We start from the raw sequence: 23,144 nt of genomic DNA, 5'->3' as shown, positions 1-23,144 counted from the left end.
CAGAAGGGAGCAGCGTGACACGCACCCGGCTCACCGCCGCCGAGCGCAGCGAGCAACTCGTCGAGGCGGCGATAGCCGCGTTCGCCAAGGGCGGCTACGCGGGCACCGCCACCGACGACATCGCCCGCCTGGCCGGCGTCTCCCAGCCGTACGTGATCAGGCTCTTCGGCTCCAAGCAGGCACTGTTCATCACGGTGATCGAGCACGTCAGCGGCCGAATCCAACAGGCTTTCCGCGACGCCGCCCCCACCGAGGGCGCGCAGCTCCACGACCTGGCCAACGGGTTCGATCGGCTGTTGGAGGAGCGCTACCTGCTGCCGGTGTTGCTGCACGGGTTCGCCGCGGCCAACGCCGACGACGAGATCGGCCGCACGGCCCGGCGGTGTTACGGGGACATCTTCTATCTCGTCCGCGAGCTCACCGGCGTGACGGCCGCCGAGGCGAGCGACTTCATCGCCAAGGGCATGCTGCTCACCGTGCTCGCCTCGATGCGGGTGATCGGGCCCGACCAGGTCGAGCAGTCACCGTGGATGACCGAGATGATCGGCAGCTTCGACCACGACGGTCACTACCGCCCCTGACCCAGAGCAAGGAACGGTCCGTTGCTAACGCGTTAGCAACGGACCGTTCCTTGCGACCGTCAGCGCACTATGCGCGGCGGGCCCATCGGGCTCTCGTTCCACAACCGGTCAAGCGCCGTCACCACGTAGGTGTAGCGCTGACCCGGCTGCGCCGTGCTGTCCACGAAGGACGTTCCGCGCACCGTGTCGACGAGGTGGGTCGCGTCGGCCAAATCGCAGGCGCTCGGTGCACGAACACCGTCGAACCGGTAGATCGCGTACGACGTGGCCTTGCCGAACGGGCCGATTCCGTCGGCCGGCTGCTGCCAGCGCAGCGTCACCGCACCAGCGTCGTCCCGCGTTGCGGACGTGACGATCGGGAACATCAGCGGCTTGTGCGGCAGGTGGGTCATCGCCGGCACCAGAGCCGGGTGGGCATAGTGCTCGGCCGCGTAGATGTCGGTCGCGCCCAGCTTGTTGGACCGCACCTGGACCGCGCTGAAGTGCACGTGGCCCGAGACGTTGTAGTCGCGGGCGAACGCCAGATGGTCGGTCATCTCCCGCGGGTCGTTCCAGTTGGTGTCGGCGTTCGCCGCGATCTTGTAGTCGGCCTCGCCGATGTAGAGCTGCACCTTGGTGCCACTGACCACATCGGACCACCACGGGATCAGCTTGGCGTAGTCGGCGACCGTGAAACCGATGCTCCAGTAGATCTGCGGCACGATGTAGTCGATCCACTCCTCCTTCACCCACTTGCGGGTGTCGGCGGAGATGATGTCGTACGACTGCGATCCGGCCGTGTCGGAGCCGAGCGGGTCCGCGGTCTTGTTGCGCCAGATGCCGAACGGGCTGATCCCGAACTTCACCCACGGCTTCGCCTGCTTCACCGCGGTGCCGAACTCCTGGACCAGCAGGTTGATGTTGTCGCGGCGCCAGTCGGCCTTGTTCGTGAAACCACGGTTGTACGCCGCGAACGTCGCGTCATCCGCGAAGTCCTGGTTGGCCGCCGGGTACGGGTAGAAATAGTCGTCGAAGTGCACGCCGTCGACGTCGTACCGCTCGATCGCGTCGAGCATCGCCGTCTGCACGAACGCCCGCACCTCGGGAATGCCCGGGTTGTAGTAGAGCCGCGCGCCGGCCGCGTTGATCGGGTACGGCACGACCCAGTCCGGGTGCTGCCGCACCGGGTGGCCGGGCGCGAGCTTGTTGATGTCGACGCCGGCGCCGTCCGGCATGGAGACGCGGTACGGGTTCATCCAGGCGTGGAACTCGAGGTTGCGCTTGTGCGCCTCGGAGATCACGAAGGCCAGCGGGTCCCAGCCCGGGTCCTGCCCGCGCACGCCGGTGAGGAACTCCGACCAGGGCTCGTGGGGCGAGGGCCAGAACGCGTCGGCGGTCGGCCGGATCTGCACGATCACCGCGGTGTGGTTGAGCCGCTCGGCCAGGTCGAGCCAGCCCAGATATTCAGCCTTCTGCGCCGCGACGACGTCGGGCGCGGTCTGCGACGCCTTGGTCGGCCAGTCGATGTTGACCACCGACGAGATCCACATCGCCCGGAACTGCCGCTTGGGCGCCGCCGGGTTCGTCACACAGGTGGCGGAGGCCGAGGCCGCGGCCGGCGCGGGCGCCACCACGGCCAACAGGGAAAGGGTCAACGCCGCGACACCCAGTGCCGCGCCGAGTCTGCGTGCCATGCGTGCGTACCTCCATGAAGATTTTCGCCGTCAGGTGGTGCGTACTGAAGGAAATCTTCAATGGAAGCGGTCGCGAAAGCAAGACCTTCTTAAATGCGTGTCTTGGGTACGTGCCTGCGGTAGGCGCTGACCGTGGGGTCGCCGCTGATCCAGAACCGCCACTCCAGGTCGTGCGCACCTGTCACGCCGACCCGGGGACCGGCCGCGATCGCGGTGTCCGGAGGAGACGACGGACCCCACGACAGCCGCACCGGGCTAGACGCGGACAGCAGGTCCAGACCGTAGGCCGAGCGGTCGATGCCCAGCGCCGAACACAGCCGGGCGGGCCCGCGAGCCAGGTCGACATCGCGACGGACGGCGGAGCGCCGCGCGCGGGCCGCGTCCAAACCGGACACCACCTCGCCCGCACGCAGCAGCACGGCCGAGGCCACGCCGGGCGTGCCGCAGACCACGTTCATGCACCAGTGCATGCCGTAGGTGAAGTAGACGTAGGAGAAACCTGCCGGCCCGAACATGATCGCGTTGCGCTCCGTGCGGCCGCGGTGGGCGTGCGAGGCCGGATCTTCACCCGTCCCCGCGTACGCCTCCACCTCGGTCAGCCGCACCGTCACGCCGCCGGCCGTCAGCGTGCAGCCGAGCAGCGACCGCGCCGCCAGCTCGACCGGGCCGGCCAGCACCGACCTCAGCGCGGGACGACGCGCTGCGCGGCCCACTCCCGCCAACCCTCCAGCTTGTCCTGCACCGACGCCAACTGGTCGGCCACCGGGCCCGGGCCCGTCGAGCCCGGCGTCGTCCGCGACGCGAGCGCCGACTCGACCGAGAGCACCGTGCGCACCTCCGGGGTCAGCAGGGCGCTGACCTCGCGCAGGTCGTCGTCGGACAGGTCGTCCAGCGCGCAGTCGCGCGACTCGCAGAGCGACACCAGCTTGCCGGTCACCTCGTGCGCGTCACGGAACGGCACGCCGCGCCGGACCAGCCAGTCCGCGACCTCGGTGGCCAGCGTGAAGCCTACGGGCGCCGCGGCCGCCAGCCGGTCGGCCCGCACGGTCATCGTGGAGATCATCCCGGCCAGCGCCGGCAGCAGCAGCTCCAGCGTGTCGACCGCGTCGAAGACCGGCTCCTTGTCCTCCTGCATGTCCCGGTCGTAGGTCAGCGGCAGGCCCTTGAGCATCGTCAGCACCGCGACCAGGCCGCCGACCAGCCGGCCGGACTTGCCCCGGGCCAGCTCGGCGATGTCCGCGTTCTTCTTCTGCGGCATGATCGACGAGCCGGTGGCGAACGCGTCGTCGAGCTCCACCCAGCCGAACTCCTGCGAGGTCCAGAGCACGACCTCCTCGCCGAGCCGGGACAGGTGCACGCCGGCCAGCGCCGTCACGAACAGGAACTCCGCGGCGAAGTCGCGGTCGGCGACGGCGTCCATCGAGTTGGCCGCGGACGTCGTGAAGCCCAGCTCCTTGGCCACCACCACCGGGTCGAGCGGCAGCGACGAGCCGGCCAGCGCGCCCGAGCCCAGCGGCGAGATCGCGGTGCGCTTGTCCCAGTCGCGCAGCCGGTCGAGGTCGCGCAGCAGCGGCTGCACGTGCGCGAGCAGCCAGTGGCCGAAGGTGACCGGCTGGGCGTGCTGCACGTGCGTCATGCCGGGCGCGGGCGTCTCGACATGCTGCGCGGCCTGCGAAACCAGGGCGTCCGCCAGCTCGACAAGCCGAGCCGCCACTCCGCGGGCGTGATCGCGGAGATACAGCCGCAGGTCGGTGGCGACCTGGTCGTTGCGGGACCGGCCGGCACGCAGCTTGCCGCCGAGCGTGCCGAGCCGCTCCAGCAGCCCGCGCTCGAGAGCGGTGTGCACGTCCTCGTCGTCGACGGTCGGCCGGAACGACCCGGAGGCGCAGGCGGCCTCCAGGTCGTCGAGCGCGGCCAGCATCTGGCCCAGCTCCTCCGCGTCGAGCAGCCCGGCGTGCGCGAGCACGCGGGCGTGCGCCCGGGACGCCGCCAGGTCGTAGGGGGCGAGCCGCCAGTCGAACTGGACGCTCACCGACAGGCGGGCGAGGGCCTCCGCGGGGCCGCCGGCGAACCGGCCGCCCCACAGGCTCGTGCGCGAAACAGACTGATCGGTCACGGCCACCATTCTGTCGGTCACGCCGACGGGCCGCCCAACCGGGCATCCCGGGCGGCTGCCATCCGCGACGGCAGGCCCCAGAGCTGCACGAAGCCCTTGGCCAGCGACTGGTCGAACGTGTCGCCGGTGTCGTAGGTGGCCAGGCCGAAGTCGTACAGCGAGGACTCGGAGCGGCGACCGGTGACGACCGCGCGGCCGCCGTGCAGGGTCAGCCGCACCTCGCCGTTGACGTGCTTCTGGGTGTCGGCGATGAACGCGTCCAGCGAGTGCTTGAGCGGCGAGAACCACAGCCCGTCGTAGGCGAGCTCGGCCCAGCGCTGGTCGACGCTCTTCTTGAACCGGGCCACGTCGCGCTCGACGGTGACGGCCTCCAGCTCCTGGTGAGCGGTGATCAACGCGATCGCGCCCGGAGCCTCGTACACCTCGCGGCTCTTGATCCCGACCAGCCGGTCCTCGACCATGTCGAGCCGGCCGACGCCCTGTGCACCGGCACGCCGGTTGAGCTCGGCGACGGCCTGGAACGGCGTCACGGTCTCGCCGTCGATCGCGACCGGGACGCCGCCGTCGAACGTGATCACGACCTCGTCGGCGTCGCGCGGCTCGGCCGGGTTCGCGGTGTACGAGTACACGTCCTCGATCGGGCCGTTCCAGATGTCCTCCAGGAAGCCCGTCTCGACGGCGCGACCCCACAGGTTCTGGTCGATCGAGTACGGCGACTTGGCCGTCACGTCGATCGGCAGGCCCTTCTCCTCCGCGTACGCGATGGCCTTGTCCCTGGTCCAGGCGAAGTCGCGGGCCGGTGCGACCACCTTGAGGTCAGGCGCGAGCGCGCCCAGGCCGACCTCGAACCGCACCTGGTCGTTGCCCTTGCCGGTGCAGCCGTGCGAGACGATCGTGCCGCCGTGCTTGCGCGCCGCGGCGACGAGGTGCTTGACGATCAGCGGCCGGGACAGCGCGGAGACCAGCGGGTAGCGGTCCATGTAGAGCGCGTTGGCGCGGATCGCCGGCAGGCAGTAGTCGGCCGCGAACTCGTCGCGGGCGTCGACCACCTCGGACTCGACCGCGCCGCAGTCGATCGCCCGCTGGCGGATGACGGCCATGTCCTCGCCGCCCTGGCCGACGTCGACCGCGACCGCGATCACCTCGGCACCGGTCTTCTCGGCGAGGTAAGGAATGGCGACGGAGGTGTCGAGGCCTCCGGAATATGCGAGGACGACGCGCTCGGTCATCAGTTGCTCCCTTCGAGTGTTTCTCCGGCCCAGCCGGAAAGCTTGTCGGCCAGGGCGGCGCCGCCCATGGCGTCGCGGGACACGACGAGGATGGTGTCGTCGCCGGCGATCGTGCCGACGACCTCGGGCAGCCCGGTGCGGTCCAGCGCGCTGGCCAGGAACTGCGCGGCGCCCGGCGGGGTGCGCAGCACGGCGATGTTGCCGCTCGCGTCGACACCGGTGAGCAGCTCGCGGAGCAGCCGGATCAGCTTGGCCGAGGCGGCCTCGGCGTCGCGCAGCGGCCGGTGGCCGTCCTCCGGGATCACGTAGACCGCGGGACCGTCGGCGCCGCGCACCTTGACCGCGCGCAGCTCCTCGAGATCCCGGGAGAGGGTCGCCTGCGTGACGACGAGGCCGTCGCCGGCGAGCAGCTCGGCCAGCTCGGTCTGCGACCGGATCTCCTTGGCCCGGATCAGCTCGACGATCCTGGCGTGCCGAGCAGCACGGGTGACCGGCGCTGTCATTCCGACTCACCGACCAGGAAGGCGAGCAGTGCCTTCTGGGCGTGCAGCCGGTTCTCGGCCTGGTCCAGCACCGCGCTCTGCTTGCCGTCGAGCACGTCGTCGGTGATCTCGTGGCCGCGGTGTGCGGGCAGGCAGTGCAGCACGACCGCGTGGGTCGCGGCCTCGGCGACCAGCCCGGCGTCTATCCGGTACGGCAGGAACGGCGTGACCCGGTCGTACCCGTCGGCCTCCTGGCCCATCGAGGTCCAGGTGTCGGTGGCGATCACGTCGGCGCCCCGGACCGCGACGTACGGGTCGCTTATGGTCCGCACCGAACCGCCGGTGGCCGCCGCGATCTGGGTCGCCTTCTCCAGGATCGCCGGGTCGGGCGCGTGCGCCTCCGGACCGGAGATCCGCACGTGCATGCCGGCGGTGGCACCGGCCAGGAGGTAGGAGTGCGCCATGTTGTTGCCGGCGTCGCCCACGTAGGTCAGCACCCGGCCCTGCGTCCCGCCGCAGCGCTCGCGCACTGTCAGCAGGTCGGCGAGGAGCTGGCAGGGGTGGAAGCCGTCGGTGAGCGCGTTGACCACGGGCACCGTCGAGCCGGACGCGATCTCGGCGAGGTGGCTGTCGGCGAACGTCCGCACGACGATCGCGGAGACGTAGCGGGACAGCACCCGGCCGGTGTCGGCCGCGGTCTCGCCGCGCCCGGAGTGGGTGCCGCCGCTGTCGACCACGATCGGGTTGCCGCCCAGCTCGGCGATCCCGGCCGCGAACGACACCCGGGTGCGCAGGCTCTGCTTGTCGAACAGCACGGCCACCGAGCGCGGCCCCTCCAGCGTCCGGTACTTGAAGCGGTCGGCCTTCATGGCGGCGGCCAGGTCCAGCACGGCGGACTGCTCGGCCGGCGTCAGGTCGTCGTCACGCAGGAAATGCCGGGGTTTCATTCCCGTGCCTCGCTTTGCTCGGCCCGGGATGAACCCCCAGGGACTGAGTTGGCCGCGCTCGCTTCGCTCGCTGGTGTGAGCACCTTGGCTAGGGCCGCCACGAATGCGTCGGCTTGGTCGGCGGTCAGGATCAGGGGTGGCGCCAGCCGGATCACGCCGGGCTGCACGGGGTTGACCAGGAAGCCCGCGTCCCGCAGGCGGCCGGCGAGGTCGCCCGAGACCGGCTCGGTGAGCACGATGCCGAGCAGCAGGCCGGCGCCGCGCACCTCGCCGACCAGGGGGTGGCCGATGCCTTCGATGCCGCGGCGCAGCCGTTCGCCGACCCGCTTGACGGAGTCGAGCAGGCCCTCGTTGGCGATCGTGCCGATCACGGCGAGGGCGGCGGCGCAGCTCACGGGGTTGCCGCCGAACGTCGTGCCGTGCAGGCCCGGCGCGAGCAGCTCGCCGGCCTGGCCGAACGCGACGCACGCGCCGATCGGCAGCCCGCCGCCGAGGCCCTTGGCCAGCGTGATGACGTCGGGCTCGACGCCGTCGGCCTGGTGCGCGAACCAGTGCCCGGTGCGGCCGATGCCGGTCTGCACCTCGTCGAGCACCAGCAGCGCGCCGTGCTTGGCGGTGATCTCGCGGGCGGCGGCGAGGTAGCCGGGCGGCGGGACGACCACGCCGTTCTCGCCCTGGATCGGCTCCAGGATGACCATCGCGGTGTCGCTCGTGACGGCGGCGGCCAGCGCGGCGGCGTCGCCGAAGGGCACGTGGGTGACCTCGCCGGGCAGCGGGCGGAACGGGTCGACCTTGGCGGGCTGCCCGGTCAGCGCGAGCGCGCCCATCGTGCGGCCGTGGAAGCCGCCGTGGGTGGCGACCACGTGGTCACGGCCGGTCAACCGGGAGAGCTTGAACGCGGCCTCGTTGGCCTCGGCGCCCGAGTTGGCGAAGAACACCCGGCCGGGGCGGCCGGCCAGCGCGAGCAGCAGCTCGGCCAGCGCGACCGGCGGCTCGGCGACATAGAGGTTGGAGACGTGGCCGAGCGTGCCGACCTGGCGGGTGACGGCCTCGACGACGGCCGGGTGGGCGTGGCCGAGCGCGTTGACCGCGATGCCGCCCAGCATGTCGACATAGGACTTGCCGGCCTCGTCGGTGAGGACCGCCCCGTTGCCGCGCACCAGGGCCAGCGGCGGCGTGCCGTAGTTGTCCATCATGGACCGCTGCCAGCGGTCGACGAGCGTCATGACGCGTTCACCACCATGGTTCCGAAACCCTCCGACGTGAACACTTCGAGCAAAGTGGAGTGGGCGACGCGGCCGTCGACCACGTGCGCGGCGGGCACACCGCCGCGCACCGCGCGCAGGCACGCCTCCATCTTCGGCACCATGCCCGCGGCGAGGCTCGGGAGCAGGCGTTCGAGGTCGGTGGCGGTGATCTGGGAGACGAGGCTGGCCGTGTCGGGCCAGTCGGCGTAGAGGCCGGGCACGTCGGTGAGCACGACCAGCTTGCGGGCCTCCAGCGCGACGGCCAGGGCGGCCGCGGCGGTGTCGGCGTTGAGGTTGTGCAGCACGCCGTCGGCGTCCGGCGCGACCGTCGAGATGACCGGGATCCGGCCGGCGGCGATCAGGTCGTCGACGGCCGAGGTGTGCACGCTGGCCACGTCGCCGACCTGGCCGACGTCGACGGGCTGCCCGTCGACGAACGCGGGCCGGCGCACAGCGGTGAACAGCCGGGCGTCCTCGCCGGAGAGCCCGACGGCGAACGGGCCGTGCTCGTTGATCAGCCCGACCAGCTCGCGGCCGACCTGGCCGACCAGCACCATCCGCACGACGTCCATCGCCTCGGGCGTGGTGACCCGCAGGCCGCCGCGGAACTCGGTGACGATGCCGAGGCGCTTGAGCATCGCGGAGATCTGCGGGCCGCCGCCGTGCACGACGACCGGCTTCAGGCCGGCGTACCGCAGGAAGACCATGTCGGCCGCGAACGCGCGCTGCAGCTCGGGGTCGACCATCGCGTTGCCGCCGTACTTGACCACGACGGTCGCGCCGTTGAACCGGGCCAGCCACGGCAACGCCTCGATCAGCGTGGCCGCCTTGCTCTGCGCGACGCTCAGGTCGCGGGAGAGGGAGGCGGTCATGTCGAGTACGCCGAGTTCTCGTGGACGTAGCCGTGCGACAGGTCGTTGGTCCAGATGGTGGCCTTGTCGGCGCCGGCGTGCAGCTCGACGTGCACGGTCACGTCGCGGCCGGACAGGTCCACCTTGGAGCGGTCCTCGGCGGCGGCGCCGGCGCGGCAGACCCAGACCCCGTTGACCGCCACGTCGAGCTGGTCCGACTCGAACTCCGCCGCCGTGGTGCCGACGGCCGCCAGGATCCGGCCCCAGTTCGGGTCGTTGCCGAACAGCGCGGTCTTGACCAGGTTGTTGCGGGCCACGCTGCGGCCGACCTCGACCGCGTCGTCCTCGGAGGCCGCGCCGGTCACCTGGATCGCGACCTTCTTGGTCGCGCCCTCGGCGTCGTCGACGAGCTGCACGCACAGGTCCTGGCACGCCTCGGCGACCGCGGCGGACAGCTCGGCGGTCGACGGCGAGACCCCGGAGGCGCCGCTGGCCAGCAGCAGCACCGTGTCGTTGGTGGACATGCAGCCGTCGGAGTCGACCCGGTCGAAGGTGACCCGCGTCGCCGCCCGCAGCGCCACGTCGAGCGTCCGGGCGTCGGCGACCGCGTCGGTGGTCAGCACGCAGAGCATGGTGGCCATTCCCGGTGCGAGCATGCCGGCGCCCTTGGCCATGCCGCCGACGGTCCAGCCGTCCCGGTTGACCACTGTGGACTTGGGCTTGGTGTCGGTCGTCATGATGGCGCGCGCGGCGGCGTCCCCACCGTCGCGGTCCAGCGCGTCGACCGCCGCGGTCACGCCCGGCAGCAGCTTGTCCATCGGCAGCCGCTCGCCGATCAGCCCGGTGGAGCAGACCGCGACGTCACCCGCACCCGTGCCGAGCGCCTCGGCGACGTGCTCGGCCGTGGCGTGGGTGTCCTGGAAGCCGAGCGTGCCGGTGCAGGCGTTGGCGCCGCCGGAGTTGAGCACGACCGCGCGCACCAATCCCCCGCGGATGACCTGCTCGCTCCAGAGCACCGGCGCGGCTTTGATGCGGTTGGCGGTGAACACGCCGGCCACGGCGGTCGAGGGACCGTCGTTGACGACGAGCGCGACGTCGGGGTTGCCACTGGGCTTGAGCCCGGCGGTCACACCGGAAGCACGAAAACCCCGGGGCGTCGTGACGCTCATGGCATGACTCCGAACGCGGACAGGCCGGTGGTCTCCGGCAGGCCGAGCATGAGGTTGGCGCACTGCACGGCCTGGCCGGCGGCGCCCTTGCCGAGGTTGTCGAGCGCGCTGACCACGATCACCCGGCCCGAGTCGCGGTCGACGGTGGCCTGCAGGTGGCAGGCGTTGGAGCCGAGGGTGGCCGCGGTGCGCGGGAACGTGCCGGCGGGGAGGACCTTCACGAACGGTTCACCGGCGTACGCCGCGGCGAGCACGTCAGCCGCATCGGCCGTGCCGGTCGGCCGGGCGGTGACGGAGGCCAGGATGCCGCGCGGCATCGGCGCCAGCAAGGGGGTCAGCGACAGCGAGCGCGCGCCGCTGGCCTGCTTGATCTCGGGCACGTGCTGGTGCGCGCCGGTCTTGTAGGTGGACAGGTCGCCCATCACCTCGGTGGCCAGCAGGTGCGGCTTGGCCGCGCGGCCGGCCCCGCTGGTGCCGGACGCGGCCACCACGACCACGTCGTCGGCCTCGACGACGCCGGCCGCGATCAGCGGCGCGAGCGCCAGGGTGATCGTCGCGGCGTAGCAGCCGGTGTTGGCGACCCGCCCGGCCTCGGCGATGGCGGCGCGCTGGCCGGGTAGCTCGGGCAGCCCGTAGGTCCAGGCGCCGGCGTGCGGCCCGCCGTAGTAGCTCTCCCACGCCGCGGCGTCGGTCAGGCGGTGGTCGGCGCCGAGGTCGACGACCTTGACCGACCCGGGCAGTTGGGCGGCGATGGCCGCCGACTCGCCGTGCGGCAGGGCCAGGAACACCAGGTCCGCGTCGGCCAGCGCCGCGGGGTCGGTGGCGGACAGCGTGAGGTCGAGGCCGGCGAGCTGCGGGTGTACGGCCGACAAAGCGGCGCCGGCCTGGCTGTGCGCGGTGGCGGCGACGAGGTCGAGCTCGGGGTGCCCGGCGATCAGGCGGACGAGCTCGCCGCCCGCGTACCCGCTCGCCCCGGCCACCGCGACCCGGATGCCCATGTGCACCTCCGCATGTCTATGCGAAGAACGCTATCAGCATGCGCTCGGCCACCGCAAGATCATGCAGTCGGGTGTATGACCAATCACGCGTTCGGGCGACGGCGCCGGATGAGGAGGCCGGCCAGCGCGATGGTCGCGGCTCCGGAGACCCAGGCGCCCGCATTGTGCATCGGCATCCGGTATGCGAGGCGCACGGTATGGGTTCCTTCCGGCACCGCGACCGCCACCAGCCCGTTGTCGGCCGGCAGCAACGCGGCCGGCTGACCGTCGACGGTCGCGACCCACCCGTGCTGGAGCGCGTCGGCCACCACCAGGTAGCCGGCGCCGCGGGCGTCGACCCGGGCCGCCAGGTCGTCGGTGCCGTCCCCGGTCACGGTGATCGTGGCCGGCTCGCCTGTGGGTGCCACGGGCGGTGCGCCGTCGAGCACCACCTCGTCCGGGGGCAGCGCGCCGGTTGCCAGGACGGACACTCGGGACTCGGCGTCGGAATCAGCGTGGACCGCGCTCGCCCACCGGAACCGGGGCAGCGCGGTGGTCCGATCCCAGACGACGGAGCTGCCGGTGTACGCGACCGCCAGCCCGTCGTCGGCCGCGAGCACGGTCGACACCGCCGGCCGCCCGCCGTCGCCGGCGGCCACGAGCGGCGCTCCGCTGACGGTGATCAGCGCGGTGAGCCGCGTACCCGCCGGGATGTTCTCGCCGTCCACCACCACGTACGCCGGAGTGCCCTTCCCGCCCTTGGGACCCACCCTGCTGCCCTTGGCCAGCTCGGCGCCGCCACGCGCGTCGCGGACGCTGACCTCGATTCGGGTGGCGGCCCTGATCCCCGTCGGCGGGATGAGCCCGATGCCCCGGATCGGCCCGCGAACCCGCAGCGGCACGCTCCACGACCGGCCGGGCTCCACCGTGACCGTCGACCCGTCACCTTTGGCGACGGCCTCGGGCCCGAACGGCTTGTCCCACGGCGCGGTGACGAAGTAGCGCACGGCGAGCCGGTCGAGCACCGGGCTGCGCACGAGCTCGGGCGTCGGCGGCAGGCGCAACAAGGTGGAGCCGAACAGCTCGCCGGGCAACCCTTGCACGGTCTGCGCGAACCGCTGCTCGAAGAAGGTCTCCCCGGTCAGGGAGCGCAACTTGGCCGCACTGTCGGCGCCGGCATACATCCCACCGTCCGCGGCCGCGAACCGCTCGTGCCCAAGGTTGGCGGCCAGGTAGCGGTGCACGTCGGTCTGCGCATACCAGCTATCGCGATCGACCCGCGGCCAGTAGCCGTAGACAGTGACCAACGCCTGACCCAACACCAGCAGAGGCAGCACAGCAGCGACCAGCTCCCGCCGCCGCGACATCACGAAAACAGCGACCGCGGCCAGACCACCGATCACCAAAACGGCCACGCACTGAATCGCGAACCGGCGCGAACCGACCATGCCGCCCGAACCGCTGACCACAAACCAGCCAGCCAACATGGTCAGCGTAAGCACTCCGACGGTCAGTGCCCATCGGCCCGGCGCGGCCCGGCCGCGCGGCGGTGATATCAGGAAGACGGTGAAGGCGGCGAGGGCGGCGATCGTCAGTCCGGCCAGGCATTGGAGCGCGAACTGGCGTGGGCTCGCCGTGCTGTCCGGAGCGGTGACCGCCCGCCAGCCGGCGAACGTCGTCAGGCCGAGTGCGAGCAGACCCGCCGCGCTTACGCCCACTGCCCACCGGCGGGACCGGCCATGCGGCGCGGTCCAGCCGCGCAGGGCAACCTCGAAGCCGATCGCGACCAGGGTCGCGATCAGGAAGCCGAGGACGCCGCGGGCCCGGCCGACGAAGTTGTCGGCGAACAGTGCCGGCAGCTTCTGCAGCGCGGTCAGCGGCGGGCCGCCGGCGTACAACAGCACCAGCCAGGCGGCGGTCGCTGACACCAGGTAGCTCCAGACGCCGCGTGGCAGGAATGCGCGGGCCGGGCCCGGCAGCGCTACCGCGAGCAGGAACAGCACCAGGGCGGCCGCGCCGACGTAGGCGAACGCCTCGACCACGTTGTCGTCGCCCAACAGGGCGAACTCGTTGGCGTGGCCCAGCGACCACGGCGCCCACGACGTGACCAGGCCGGCCGGGTCGAGGTGGTCCGCGCCGGTCTGGGCGCGGTTGGTCAGCTTCGCGTGTGACATCGCGGTCAGGAACGGGACGAGTTGGATCGCGGTGATCGCGACCGCGCCGACCAGCGCGGCGGCGCCGGCCAGGATCGGGGCCACCGGGCGGCCACGGGCGGTCGCGCGGACCACCAGGTAGCCGCCGGCCGTGAGGATCGTGTAGCCCGTCAGCGCCGGGAAGCCGCCGAACAGCATCGCGGCCAGCGCCGCCGCGAGGAGGGCGCCGTCGCGGACGCGGCGGTCCGTGGCCAGGCGTTCGGCGGCCCAGAAGACCAGCGGGATGAACGCGGCGACCCGGGTCTGCGGCCAGTTCGTCCAACTGATCATGAAGCCGCTCGCCGTGAACGCGAGGCCGCCCAGCAGGGCCGACGCCCGGCCGAGATTGAGCCGGCGGAGGAAGAGGTACGTGCCGCCGGCGGCAACCAGGATCTCCAGCAGCTTCACGTAAGCGGGCGCAAGCTCGGCCGGCAGCACGTACCACGGCAGCGTCAGTGGCGACAGCGTCGCCCAGTTGGGCACCGCGCCGAGTGCGCCGCCGCCGCCCACGTACGGGTTCCACGCCGTCAGTCGGCCCTGTTTGAGCTCGTCCGCGAACAGCTGCGTGTTGGGCAGCCCCGACGCGACGATGTCGTTGGCGATCTTGTTCTCGACGTGTCCGGTGGCCAGGCCGGCGCTGCTGTAGGGGTTCTTCGAGACCAGCAGGTCCGTCTGCGCGAACGTGGTCAGCCCCAGCAGTGGGGTGCCGATGCCGACGAGTGCGAAGAGCACGACCGCGGCCAGCGCGACCCGGTCGGGCCAGGTGTGCCGCGGCGGTGCCGGACGGTCGACGTCGCGGGTCAGCGCGTCCGGGCGCAGGGAAGCCACACCGGTCTAACGCCGCCTGGGCTACCAGGCCACGACCCGCAGCGCCGACTCGACGCCGGTCGGCGTGGTCTCCGCGGTCAGCTTCGTCAGCTCCGCCGTCCACGCCGCCTTCTCGACCTTGCTCAGGTGCGAGCGGACCACCCAGACCGCCGCGCCCTCGCCGGCCAGCCCGGTCGCCGTCACGACCCCGGTGTGGATCGCGGCCGCGGTGCGCCCGGTCGACAGCACGATCCGGGGATCCGGGTACGTCGGTTGCCAGCCCACCGCGCTCCCCCGGTCCCGCCGGTAGCCGGGCTGGGCCGGCCAGTAGAACGCGAAGCCGTACGACGCCGCCCCGCTGACCAGGACGACGTCGCCGGGCCGGCGATGCGCCCACACATAGGCGACCGGCCGGCGGGTGTTCTCCGAGGTCGCCGGGACGCGCACGCCGAGCGCCGCGTCCGCGCCGTCGAAGCGGAACCACTCCGCGGCCCGGTACGCGTAGCCGCCGAGGAGCACGACGGCCAGCGCGCCAGCCACCACCGCGCGCCGCCGGGCGAGGAACGTAGCGAGGCCGGCGACGCCGATCGCCGCGAACGCCATCAGCCAGACCAGCAGGAAGTGCGAGGTGCGCACGTCGAGCAGCGGGTACATCCGGGCCACCCCGGCCGCCACCGCCGCGGGCGCCAGCAGCCCGGCCGCGACCGCCGCCGCGGGCCGCCCCAACAGGCCGACCGTGACCACGCCGACCAGCGCCAGCACGAGCAGCAACCCGATGTCCACGCCCACATAGGGCTGCAGGGCGTGCAGCCGGTAGTCCAGGTAGCCGGGCAGCTCCCCGACCGTCGGGAAGAAGCCCTTCCAATAGCGCACCATCGTGGCGCTGTCGCCGCCCCGGGCCAGTCCGAAGTAGACGGCGACGAACACAGCCAGCAATGCCAGCCCCGCGACCGCAGCCTCGACCGCGCGCCGCCACTGCCGGCGGGCCAGCGCCGCGAGGACGAGCCCGCCGACCACACAGCCGCCCACCAGCGTGGCCGTGTGGCTGAGCAGCACACCGACGGTCCCGGCCGCGACGAGCAGGACCAGACGGCGACGGGAGTACGTGGCCTCGACGAATCCGGCCAACGCCAGCAGGACCAGAGCGAGGGCCGCATCGGCCGTGTACTGCTTGAGGTCGTGCCGCACCTGCTGCGCCGGAAGCAACGCGACCAAAGCTCCCGCCAGGAACCCGGCGACCACCCGGTGCGCGCCCGAGGGCCAGGGCAACGCGGCGGCCAGTGCGTACGCGGCCACCACCGAGAGCACGAGAAATCCCAACGGCAGCAGCCGCAGCCAGTCGGGGTCGGGCACGAGCCGCAGCAGCGCGCTCCACCCGATCGGCGTCGAACTGGTCGTCACCGGCAGGTCGCCGATCGGGAACCGGGTCGACGCGGCCACCCACGCCTCGTCGAGCCAGTACGGCAGCCGCACCGCCGTCGGCACGTCGTGGACGACCAAGGTCAGCAGGACCAGCGCCACCGGCCCCAGCAGGACCCGCCACCGACGCGGCGGCGGGTCGTCCACGGGTCGCGGCCGCACCACGACCATGGTCTCGCCTGGCAGGGCCATCCGGCCATTTTGCCGGATTTCAGGCTTATGCGCCCCGGAGTGTCGCCCCGAAACGGTTGGCGGCCTCAGCCACCGCCGCGTCCCGCGCCGCGACCGCCTCCTCGACGGTCAGCGTGCGGTCGGGCGCCCGGAACGTCAGCTTGTAGGCCAGCGACTTGCGCCCCTCGCCGAGCTGCTCCGACGCGTACACGTCGAAGAGCCGCACCGACTCGAGCAGGTCGCCCGCTCCCGCCACGATCGCGGCCTGCACCTCGGCGGCGGGCACGCCCGTGCCGACCACCAGCGCGACGTCGATCAGGGCCGGCGGGAAGCCGGACACCCGCGGCGCCGGGGTCACCGGCGCGGCCGGCAACGCGTCCAGGTCGAGCTCGGCGGCGGCCGTGCGCTTCGGCAGGTCCAGCGCGGCCACCACACCCGGGTGCAGCTCGCCGGCCCAGCCGACCACGACGCCGTCGACCGCGATCTCCGCGCACCGGCCGGGGTGCCAGGGCGCCACGGCCGCGGACCGCACGGTCACCCGCTCGTCCGGGATGCCCGCCGTGTCCAGCACGGTGCGGGCCGCCTCCACCGCGTCGGCCCAGCTCGCCGGGCGGCCACCGCCCCACCAGCCGGCGGACTCCTGCTCGCCGGCCAGCACGACCGCGACGTGCCACGGCTGCTCGGGCACCACCGCGTCCGCGGCCGCGAAGACCGACACGGACGGCCGGTCGTCGACGCCCATCACCGGCGGCGCACCGGCGCCCCGCCCGCGGAACACCACGCCGACCTCGTAGAGCGCCAGGTCGCGAGCGCCTCGGCCGACGTTGCGGCGCAGCGTGGCCAGCAGCGGGGGCAGCAGGGTGGTACGCAGGAAAGGCTCTTCGTCGGAGAGCGGGTTGGCCAGCTTGACGAGGTCGCGCCGCGGGTCGTCGTCGGGGACGCCGAGCGCGTCGAGGGCGGGCGTGCCGACGAACGGGTACGAGAGCACCTCGACGTGCCCGGTCTCGGCGAGCGCGCGGGCCACCGAGCGGCGCCGGCGCTGCGCGTCGGTCAGGCCGCGACCGGCCGGCGCCAGCGGCAGTCGCCCCGGCACCTTGTCGTAGCCGTCGAGCCGGACCACCTCTTCGACCAGGTCGGCCGGGTCGGTCAGGTCGGGCCGCCAGGTCGGCGGCACGGCGCTGATCCGCTCGCCGTTGACGGTGACCGTGCAGCCCACCGCTTCGAGCAGGCCGACCACGCGGGCCGGCTCGTAGGCCACGCCGACCCGCCGGGTGGGCAGGTCCACGGCCATCTCGACCGGGCCGCGCGGGCGGACCGCGTCGAAGTCGAGGATCTCGTCGCCGACGGTGCCACCGCCGTGCGCGGTCATCAACTCGACCGCCCGGCGCAGCGCGACCAGCGGCAGCGCCGGGTCGACGCCGCGCTCCCAACGCTTGGCCGCCTCGCTGAACAGCTTGTGCCGGCGGGCGGTGCGGCCGACCATCACCGGGTCCCAGTGCGCCGCCTCGAAGAGCACGTCGGTGGTGCCCGGGTGCACCTCGCTGGTCTCGCCGCCCATCACCGCGGCCAGCGAGATCGGCCCGGTGTCGTCGCAGATCACCATGTCCTCGGCGTCGAGCGTGCGGGCCACGCCGTCGAGGGTGGTCAGCTTCTCGCCCGGCGCCGCCCGGCGCACCACCAGCGGGCCGCGCAGGCGATCGAGGTCGAACGCGTGCATCGGCTGGCCGAACTCGAGCATCAGGTAGTTGGTGATGTCGACCGGCAGCGAGATCGTGCGGATGCCGGCCTGGGTGAGCCGGCGGACGATGAACGCGGGCGTCACGGCCGTCGGGTCGACGCCGCGGACCGCGCGGGCGGCGAACCGGTCGCAGCCGACCGGGTCGCGCACGTCGACCGGGTACGCCGGCTCCTCGGTGGCGCCCGGAGCGCCGGCCAGGGCCGGGTCGTGGAACGGCACACCGAGTGCCAGCCCCAGTTCGCGGGCGATGCCGCGCACCGACATCGCGTACCCCCGGTCGGGAGTGATCTCGACCTCGACCACGACGTCGTCGAGCCCGACCACGGGCCGCGCGTCCTGCCCGGGCCGCTCCGCGGTGTCCGGCGGCAGCACGATGATGCCGGCGTGGTCCTCGCCGAGCCCCAGCTCGCGCGCCGAGGTGATCATGCCGGCCGACATGTGGCCGTAGGTCTTGCGCGCGCCGATCTCAAAACCCCCGGGCAGCACGCCACCGGGCAGGATCACCACGACCAGGTCGCCGGGCGCGAAGTTGCTGGCGCCGCAGACGATCTCCTGCGGCGCTCCCGTGCCGTTGGCGTCACCGACGTCGACCGTGCAGAACCGGATCGGCTTCTTGAAGCCGGTCAGCTCCTCGACGGTCAGCACGCGACCGACGACCAGCGGACCGTTCACGGTCGCCCGGAGGTCCACGATGGAGTCGACCTCGATGCCGAGGCCGACCAGCGCCGCTTCGAGTGCCTCCGCGGAGAGGTCGGCCGGCAGGTCGACGTGCTCGCGCAGCCAGGACAGTCCGACCCGCATCTACAGCTCCATCCCGAAAGCGCGCGTGAAGCGCACGTCACCCTCGACCATGTCGCGCATGTCGCTGATCCCGTGGCGGAACATCAGCGAGCGCTCGATGCCCATCCCGAACGCGAAACCGCTGAACTCCTCGGGGTCGATGCCGCAGGCGCGCAGCACCCGCGGGTTGACCATGCCGCAGCCGCCCCACTCGACCCACTGTGGACCGTCGCGGTGCTGCGGGAACCAGATGTCGAACTCCGCGGACGGCTCGGTGAACGGAAAGTAGTGCGGCCGGAACCGGGTGCGCGCGTCCGGACCGAACATCGCCCGGGCGAAGTGGTCGAGCGTGCCGCGCAGGTGGGCCATCGTGATGCCGCGGTCGACGACCAGACCCTCCACCTGGTGGAAGACCGGCGTGTGGGTGGCGTCGAGCTCGTCGGTGCGGTAGACCCGGCCGGGCGCGATCACGTAGATCGGCGGCGTGCGGGTCAGCATCGCCCGCGCCTGCACGGGGCTCGTGTGGGTCCGCAGCACCAGGCCGCTGCCCTCGGGAGCGATGTGGAACGTGTCCATCAAACCGCGCGCCGGATGGTCCGGCGGGATGTTGAGCGCGTCGAAGTTGGTCCACTCCAGCTCGGCCTCGGGACCCTCGGCGATCTCGTAGCCCATGCCGACGAACAGGTCGCCGATGCGTTCCATCAGCGTGCTCAGCGGGTGCCGGGCGCCGCGCGGGCGGCGGTCCCAGGGCAGCGTGACGTCGACCCGCTCCTCGGCGAGGACCCGCTGCTCCTGCTCGGCGGCGAGCGCCGCCGACCGGGCGTCGAACAGGTCCTGGATCTGCCGCCGGGCTTCGTTGACCCGCTTGCCGGCGTCGGACTTGGCGGCGGGCGGCAGGGCGCCGATCTCGCGCCGGGCCAGCGACACCGGCGCCTTGTCGCCCAGGTGCAGGTGGCGCAGCTGGGTCAGGGCGTCCGGGTCGGCCGCGCCGGCGAACGCCTTGTCGGCCTCGGCGACCGCGGCATCGAGCGCGGCGGGGTCGAGGTAGGCGACCTGCTTCGGGTCGTACGGGTCGTTGCGGTACGTCATGACTCTCCCTCGGCGGGACAACCTCGCAAGTCTACGGTCGGGCTGCTTCCGGGCGGCGCAGGGCTCGGGCGCTCGCGTAGAGGCAGACGGCGGCCGCCGCGGCCAGGTTGAGGCTCTCCGCGCGGCCGTGCAGCGGCACCCGCACCCGCCGGTCGGCGGCGGCCAGCAACGCGTCCGGAAGGCCGTGCGCCTCGGAGCCGAACAGCCAGGCGGTGGGTCGGGCGAGGCCGCCGGTGTCGGCGAGGTCGTCGAGGTCGGTGTCGCCGTAGCCGGTGGCGGCGAGCACGGTCAGGCCATTTTCTTTGAGCTGTTGGACAGCGGCGAGGGCGTCGCCGTCGCGGACCAGGTCCGTGTGGAAGACGCTGCCCGCGCTGGCCCGGACACATTTCCCGTTGTACGGGTCGACGGCGTCACCGGCGAAGACCACGGCTCCGGCGCCGGCCGCGTCGGCGGTGCGCAGGATCGTCCCGGCGTTGCCGGGGTCGCGGATCTCGGCCAGCACGGCGACGAGCCGTGGCTTCTTGGCGAGTGCGTCGGGCAGCCGTACACCCTGTTGGTGGCAGACCGCGACCAGCCCTTGTGGCGCGACGGTCTCGGCCAGCGCGGCGATCGCGCCGTCGGTGACGAGGGTGGCGTCCCGGGTCAGCTCTGGATGCCGTTGTTCGGCGTCGGCTGTCGCGAACAGTTCCTTGACCGCCTGCGCGGCGATGGCCTCGCGGACCGCCTGCGGGCCCTCGGCCAGGAACAGGCTGGTTTCGTCGCGGTCGCGGCGGCGGTGCAGGCGGCGGGCAGCAATGACCCGGGGCGTCCGTTCGGTGAACGGAGCTACCCCGGGTCGCTGTTCGTGCGACAAGCCGCTCAGGCGGCCTTGCTCGCGCCGGTGCCCTCGGCCGCGACGGCGGCCTTGGCGACCTCGACGATCGCCGCGAAGGCGGCCTCGTCGTGCACGGCCAGGTCGGCCAGGATCTTGCGGTCGACCTCGATCCCGGACAGCTTGAGGCCCTGGATCAGCCGGTTGTAGGTCATGCCGTTCGCGCGGGCCGCGGCGTTGATCCGGGTGATCCACAGCTGGCGGAAGTCACCCTTGCGGTCGCGGCGGTCGCGGTAGGCGTACTGCATCGAGTGCAGCACCTGCTCCTTGGCCTTGCGGTACAGGCGGGAGCGCTGGCCGCGGTAGCCACTCGCGGTCTCGAGCAATGTGCGGCGCTTCTTCTGGGCGTTGGCTGCCCGCTTGACGCGTGCCATCGAGTGTTCTCCTTCGGTCGGTGGCGCGCGTCAGCGCCCGAGCAGCTTCTTGATGCGCTTGGTGTCGGCCTTCGAAACTTCTTCGGTGCCGGACAGCCGACGGGTACGGGTCGAGGACTTGCCCTCGAGCTTGTGCCGCTTGCCGGCGGGCTCGTGCACGATCTTGCCGCCGCCGGTGACGCGGACGCGCTTGCCCGTGCCGGTGTGGCTCTTCATCTTCGGCATCTTGTTACGTCTTCTCCCCTGTCACTCGCCGGAATTTCCGGCGGGCCCGACCGTGGTGGCCGGTGACGCCTCGACGTCCTCCGGACGCGGCTCGCGCGTCGGGGTCGCCTTGGTGTTCGCGGCCACAGCTGCGGCCTTGGTGGCCCGGTGCGGGGCCAACACCATGATCATGTTGCGGCCGTCCTGCTTAGGAGCGGCTTCGACATATCCCAGCTCCGAGATCTCCGACTCGAGCCGGCGCAGCAGGCGGTAGCCCAGCTCCGGACGGCTCTGCTCGCGACCACGGAACATGATCGTCACTTTGACCTTGTCTCCGGCCTTGAGGAACCGCACCACGTGACCCTTCTTGGTCTCGTAGTCGTGCGGGTCGATCTTCGGACGGAGCTTCATTTCCTTGATGACCGTCTGTTGCTGGTTACGCCGTGCTTCGCGAGCCTTCAGTGCGCTCTCGTACTTGAACTTGCCGAAGTCCATGAGCTTGCACACCGGCGGGCGCGCCATCGGCGCAACCTCGACCAGGTCCAGGTCTACATCCGCCGCCAGCTGAAGTGCACGCTCGAGCGGGACGATGCCCACCTGCTCGCCTTCAGGACCGACCAGTCGGACCTCTCGTGCCCGGATCTGCTCGTTGACGCGTGGTTCGACGCTGATGAGGCCTCCTCTGTTGCCTGTCTGGCTGCGGTCGCAGCCGTTGTCGGTGCCAACCGAGGAGAAGCAGAAGGCCCCGGCGCATGCCAGGGCCCGCTCGACCGGTCGGCACGCGCGCGAACGCGTGCACTCTCCGGACGGGAGCCCACGTGGGCTCACCTTCCGGCGACCGGAACCCGGCTCTCTCGCAGTTTCCGAGGCGCGGGTGGGAGCAGGCGCTCCGCTTCACCGCCGCTCTCGTGTTTGCGCACGCAAGCGGCATGGTCGACGGCAACAAGACTACCAGCCCGGACGCGAACCCGCGAAACGGGCACACCTCTGCCCACCGGAGTGGAAGTTGTGAAGCTCTGTGGCGGATCGTGTGCAGGGCCGACACGGAGCGCTGTCCCGATCCTACGGTCGCTGCTGTGGAGAGCGTCGACGTGCTGGTGGTGGGTGCGGGGCTGGCGGGGTTGCACACCGCGCGGCGGGTCGCGGAGCGCGGGCTGGCCGTGCTGGTGGTCGACCGGCGGGCGTCGCTGTCGACCGGCATCCGGACCACCGGGATCTTCGTGCGGCGCACGCTCGACGACTTCGACGTGCCGGACCACCTGCTCGGGCCCGGTGTCCGGGATGTGCTGCTCTATCCCCCGTCGCGCCGGTCGCCGGTGCGACTCGTCAGCGACCGCGACGAGTACCGGGTCGCCGACATGGCCGGCGTCTATGCCCACGCGCGGCGGTCGGCGGAGGCCGCGGGTGCGACGGTCCGCCTCGGCGTGCGGTTCGCCGGCCTCGACGCGGGGCTCGCCCGGTTCGCCGGCGCCGAGCCCTTGGCGGTGCGGTTCGTCGTCGGGGCCGACGGGGCGCGGTCCCGGGTGGCTCGGGAGCTCGGGCTCGACGTCAACCGACGGCTGCTCGTCGGCGCGGAGCTGGTTCATCCGATCGCGCCCGGTGGCGGGCCGCCGGCGTTCCACTGCGTGCTCGATCCCCGGGTCGCGCCCGGGTATCTGGGTTGGGTCATCGACGACGGGCGGCACGCCCACGTCGGGGTCGCGGGCTATCCGGCGGCCATGCGGGTCGGTGTCCGGCATCTGCTCGACCGGTTCGCCGCCGACGCGCCCGGGGTCGCGGCCGTCGCCGGGCCGGTCGAGCGGCGCGGTGGGCCCATCCCGGTCGGCGGCGTGCTGCGGCGGCTGGCGTGTCCGCGCGGGCTGCTGGTCGGCGACGCCGCGGGTGCGGTCTCGCCGTTGACCGCCGGTGGGCTCGACCCCTGCCTGCGGATGTCCGATCTGGCCGCCGGGGTCGTCGTCGAGTTCCTGCGGACGGGCGACGAGCGCGTGCTGCGCCGGTACGACGGTGGCGCGTTGCGTTCCCGGTTCCGCGGTCGGCTGTTGCTGCGGCGGGCGTTCGCCGGCATCCGCTCACCCCTGGTCGCCGAGGCGGCCGTCGCGTCGCTGCGCGGGCGCGCCGGGCGGGCCGCCGCCGCGCGCGTCCTCTTCGGCGACCGGTCCTTTCCGGACGTTGCGCCGACGGGGCGCTCCAGCGCGACCCGGTGGGCAGACGTCCAGCCATAGACCGT

General features: G+C 72.5%; 20 protein-coding genes. 2 read left to right on the top strand and 18 right to left on the bottom strand.

Annotated features, from left to right (window positions below; genetic code table 11):
• Positions 1–14 precede the first annotated feature (14 nt).
• The gene (locus Air01nite_RS15860; RefSeq protein ID WP_203703117.1) at positions 15–581 is read left to right on the top strand and encodes a TetR/AcrR family transcriptional regulator; all 567 of its coding nucleotides are present in this window, start codon (positions 15–17) and stop codon (positions 579–581) included.
• Positions 582–640: 59 nt separating this feature from the next.
• Here the strand turns inward: Air01nite_RS15860 and Air01nite_RS15855 are convergent, their stop codons facing one another.
• The 18 genes from Air01nite_RS15855 to infC all read right to left on the bottom strand — a co-directional run bounded on the left by Air01nite_RS15855 (position 641) and on the right by infC (position 21,589).
• Entirely contained in the window at positions 641–2,254 is a 1,614-nt protein-coding gene (locus tag Air01nite_RS15855; protein ID WP_203703116.1) for a glycoside hydrolase family 10-like protein, read from the bottom strand.
• Positions 2,255–2,343: 89 nt separating this feature from the next.
• Entirely contained in the window at positions 2,344–2,976 is a 633-nt protein-coding gene (locus tag Air01nite_RS15850; RefSeq protein ID WP_203703115.1) for a DNA-3-methyladenine glycosylase, read from the bottom strand.
• Positions 2,937–4,370 carry an argininosuccinate lyase gene (argH, locus tag Air01nite_RS15845; RefSeq protein WP_239090736.1) on the bottom strand — a complete coding sequence of 478 codons (1,434 nt, stop codon included), beginning with the start codon at positions 4,368–4,370 and terminating at the stop codon, positions 2,937–2,939. Before argH ends, Air01nite_RS15850 begins: the two co-directional genes overlap by 40 nt.
• Positions 4,371–4,387: 17 nt before the next feature.
• Complete coding sequence (locus Air01nite_RS15840; RefSeq protein ID WP_203703114.1) at positions 4,388–5,599, bottom strand: argininosuccinate synthase; 1,212 nt, start codon at positions 5,597–5,599, stop codon at positions 4,388–4,390.
• The gene (locus Air01nite_RS15835; RefSeq protein WP_203703113.1) at positions 5,599–6,102 is read right to left on the bottom strand and encodes an arginine repressor; all 504 of its coding nucleotides are present in this window, start codon (positions 6,100–6,102) and stop codon (positions 5,599–5,601) included. Before Air01nite_RS15835 ends, Air01nite_RS15840 begins: the two co-directional genes overlap by 1 nt.
• The gene (argF, locus tag Air01nite_RS15830) at positions 6,099–7,028 is read right to left on the bottom strand and encodes an ornithine carbamoyltransferase (protein WP_203703111.1); all 930 of its coding nucleotides are present in this window, start codon (positions 7,026–7,028) and stop codon (positions 6,099–6,101) included. Before argF ends, Air01nite_RS15835 begins: the two co-directional genes overlap by 4 nt.
• Complete coding sequence (locus Air01nite_RS15825; RefSeq protein WP_203703109.1) at positions 7,025–8,254, bottom strand: acetylornithine transaminase; 1,230 nt, start codon at positions 8,252–8,254, stop codon at positions 7,025–7,027. Before Air01nite_RS15825 ends, argF begins: the two co-directional genes overlap by 4 nt.
• Complete coding sequence (argB, locus tag Air01nite_RS15820) at positions 8,251–9,147, bottom strand: acetylglutamate kinase (protein WP_203703108.1); 897 nt, start codon at positions 9,145–9,147, stop codon at positions 8,251–8,253. The genes Air01nite_RS15825 and argB overlap by 4 nt, the downstream gene beginning before the upstream one ends.
• Entirely contained in the window at positions 9,144–10,295 is a 1,152-nt protein-coding gene (gene argJ, locus Air01nite_RS15815; RefSeq protein ID WP_203703107.1) for a bifunctional glutamate N-acetyltransferase/amino-acid acetyltransferase ArgJ, read from the bottom strand. The genes argB and argJ overlap by 4 nt, the downstream gene beginning before the upstream one ends.
• Complete coding sequence (gene argC, locus Air01nite_RS15810) at positions 10,292–11,293, bottom strand: N-acetyl-gamma-glutamyl-phosphate reductase (protein WP_203703106.1); 1,002 nt, start codon at positions 11,291–11,293, stop codon at positions 10,292–10,294. The genes argJ and argC overlap by 4 nt, the downstream gene beginning before the upstream one ends.
• An 83-nt stretch (positions 11,294–11,376) precedes the next feature.
• Positions 11,377–14,292 (bottom strand): YfhO family protein, encoded by a 2,916-nt coding sequence (locus Air01nite_RS15805; RefSeq protein ID WP_203703105.1) that lies wholly within the window; start codon positions 14,290–14,292, stop codon positions 11,377–11,379.
• Positions 14,293–14,313: 21 nt separating this feature from the next.
• Positions 14,314–15,882 (bottom strand): hypothetical protein, encoded by a 1,569-nt coding sequence (locus Air01nite_RS15800; RefSeq protein ID WP_203703104.1) that lies wholly within the window; start codon positions 15,880–15,882, stop codon positions 14,314–14,316.
• Positions 15,883–15,907: 25 nt separating this feature from the next.
• Complete coding sequence (gene pheT, locus Air01nite_RS15795; RefSeq protein ID WP_203703103.1) at positions 15,908–18,400, bottom strand: phenylalanine--tRNA ligase subunit beta; 2,493 nt, start codon at positions 18,398–18,400, stop codon at positions 15,908–15,910.
• Positions 18,401–19,468: a phenylalanine--tRNA ligase subunit alpha gene (pheS, locus tag Air01nite_RS15790; protein WP_203703101.1), complete on the bottom strand. Its 1,068-nt coding sequence runs from the start codon at positions 19,466–19,468 to the stop codon at positions 18,401–18,403.
• Between the two features lie 31 nt (positions 19,469–19,499).
• Complete coding sequence (locus tag Air01nite_RS15785; protein ID WP_373310423.1) at positions 19,500–20,330, bottom strand: TrmH family RNA methyltransferase; 831 nt, start codon at positions 20,328–20,330, stop codon at positions 19,500–19,502.
• Positions 20,327–20,713, bottom strand: coding sequence for a 50S ribosomal protein L20 (rplT, locus tag Air01nite_RS15780; protein WP_203703100.1), 387 nt, complete (start codon positions 20,711–20,713; stop codon positions 20,327–20,329). The genes Air01nite_RS15785 and rplT overlap by 4 nt, the downstream gene beginning before the upstream one ends.
• Before the next feature lie 30 nt (positions 20,714–20,743).
• Positions 20,744–20,938: a 50S ribosomal protein L35 gene (rpmI, locus tag Air01nite_RS15775; RefSeq protein WP_203703098.1), complete on the bottom strand. Its 195-nt coding sequence runs from the start codon at positions 20,936–20,938 to the stop codon at positions 20,744–20,746.
• Positions 20,939–20,959: 21 nt separating this feature from the next.
• Positions 20,960–21,589: a translation initiation factor IF-3 gene (gene infC / locus Air01nite_RS15770; RefSeq protein WP_203703135.1), complete on the bottom strand. Its 630-nt coding sequence runs from the start codon at positions 21,587–21,589 to the stop codon at positions 20,960–20,962.
• Positions 21,590–21,993: 404 nt separating this feature from the next.
• On the opposite strand from infC, the gene Air01nite_RS15765 reads away from it, so the two are divergent.
• Entirely contained in the window at positions 21,994–23,139 is a 1,146-nt protein-coding gene (locus Air01nite_RS15765) for an FAD-dependent oxidoreductase (RefSeq protein WP_203703097.1), read from the top strand.
• The last annotated feature ends 5 nt before the right edge of the window (positions 23,140–23,144 follow it).

This window comes from Asanoa iriomotensis (assembly GCF_016862515.1).
GTDB classification, from domain to species: Bacteria; Actinomycetota; Actinomycetes; order Mycobacteriales; family Micromonosporaceae; genus Asanoa; species Asanoa iriomotensis.
Note: the sequence above shows the minus strand (reverse complement) of the source record. Positions and strands in the feature narration are given on the sequence as shown.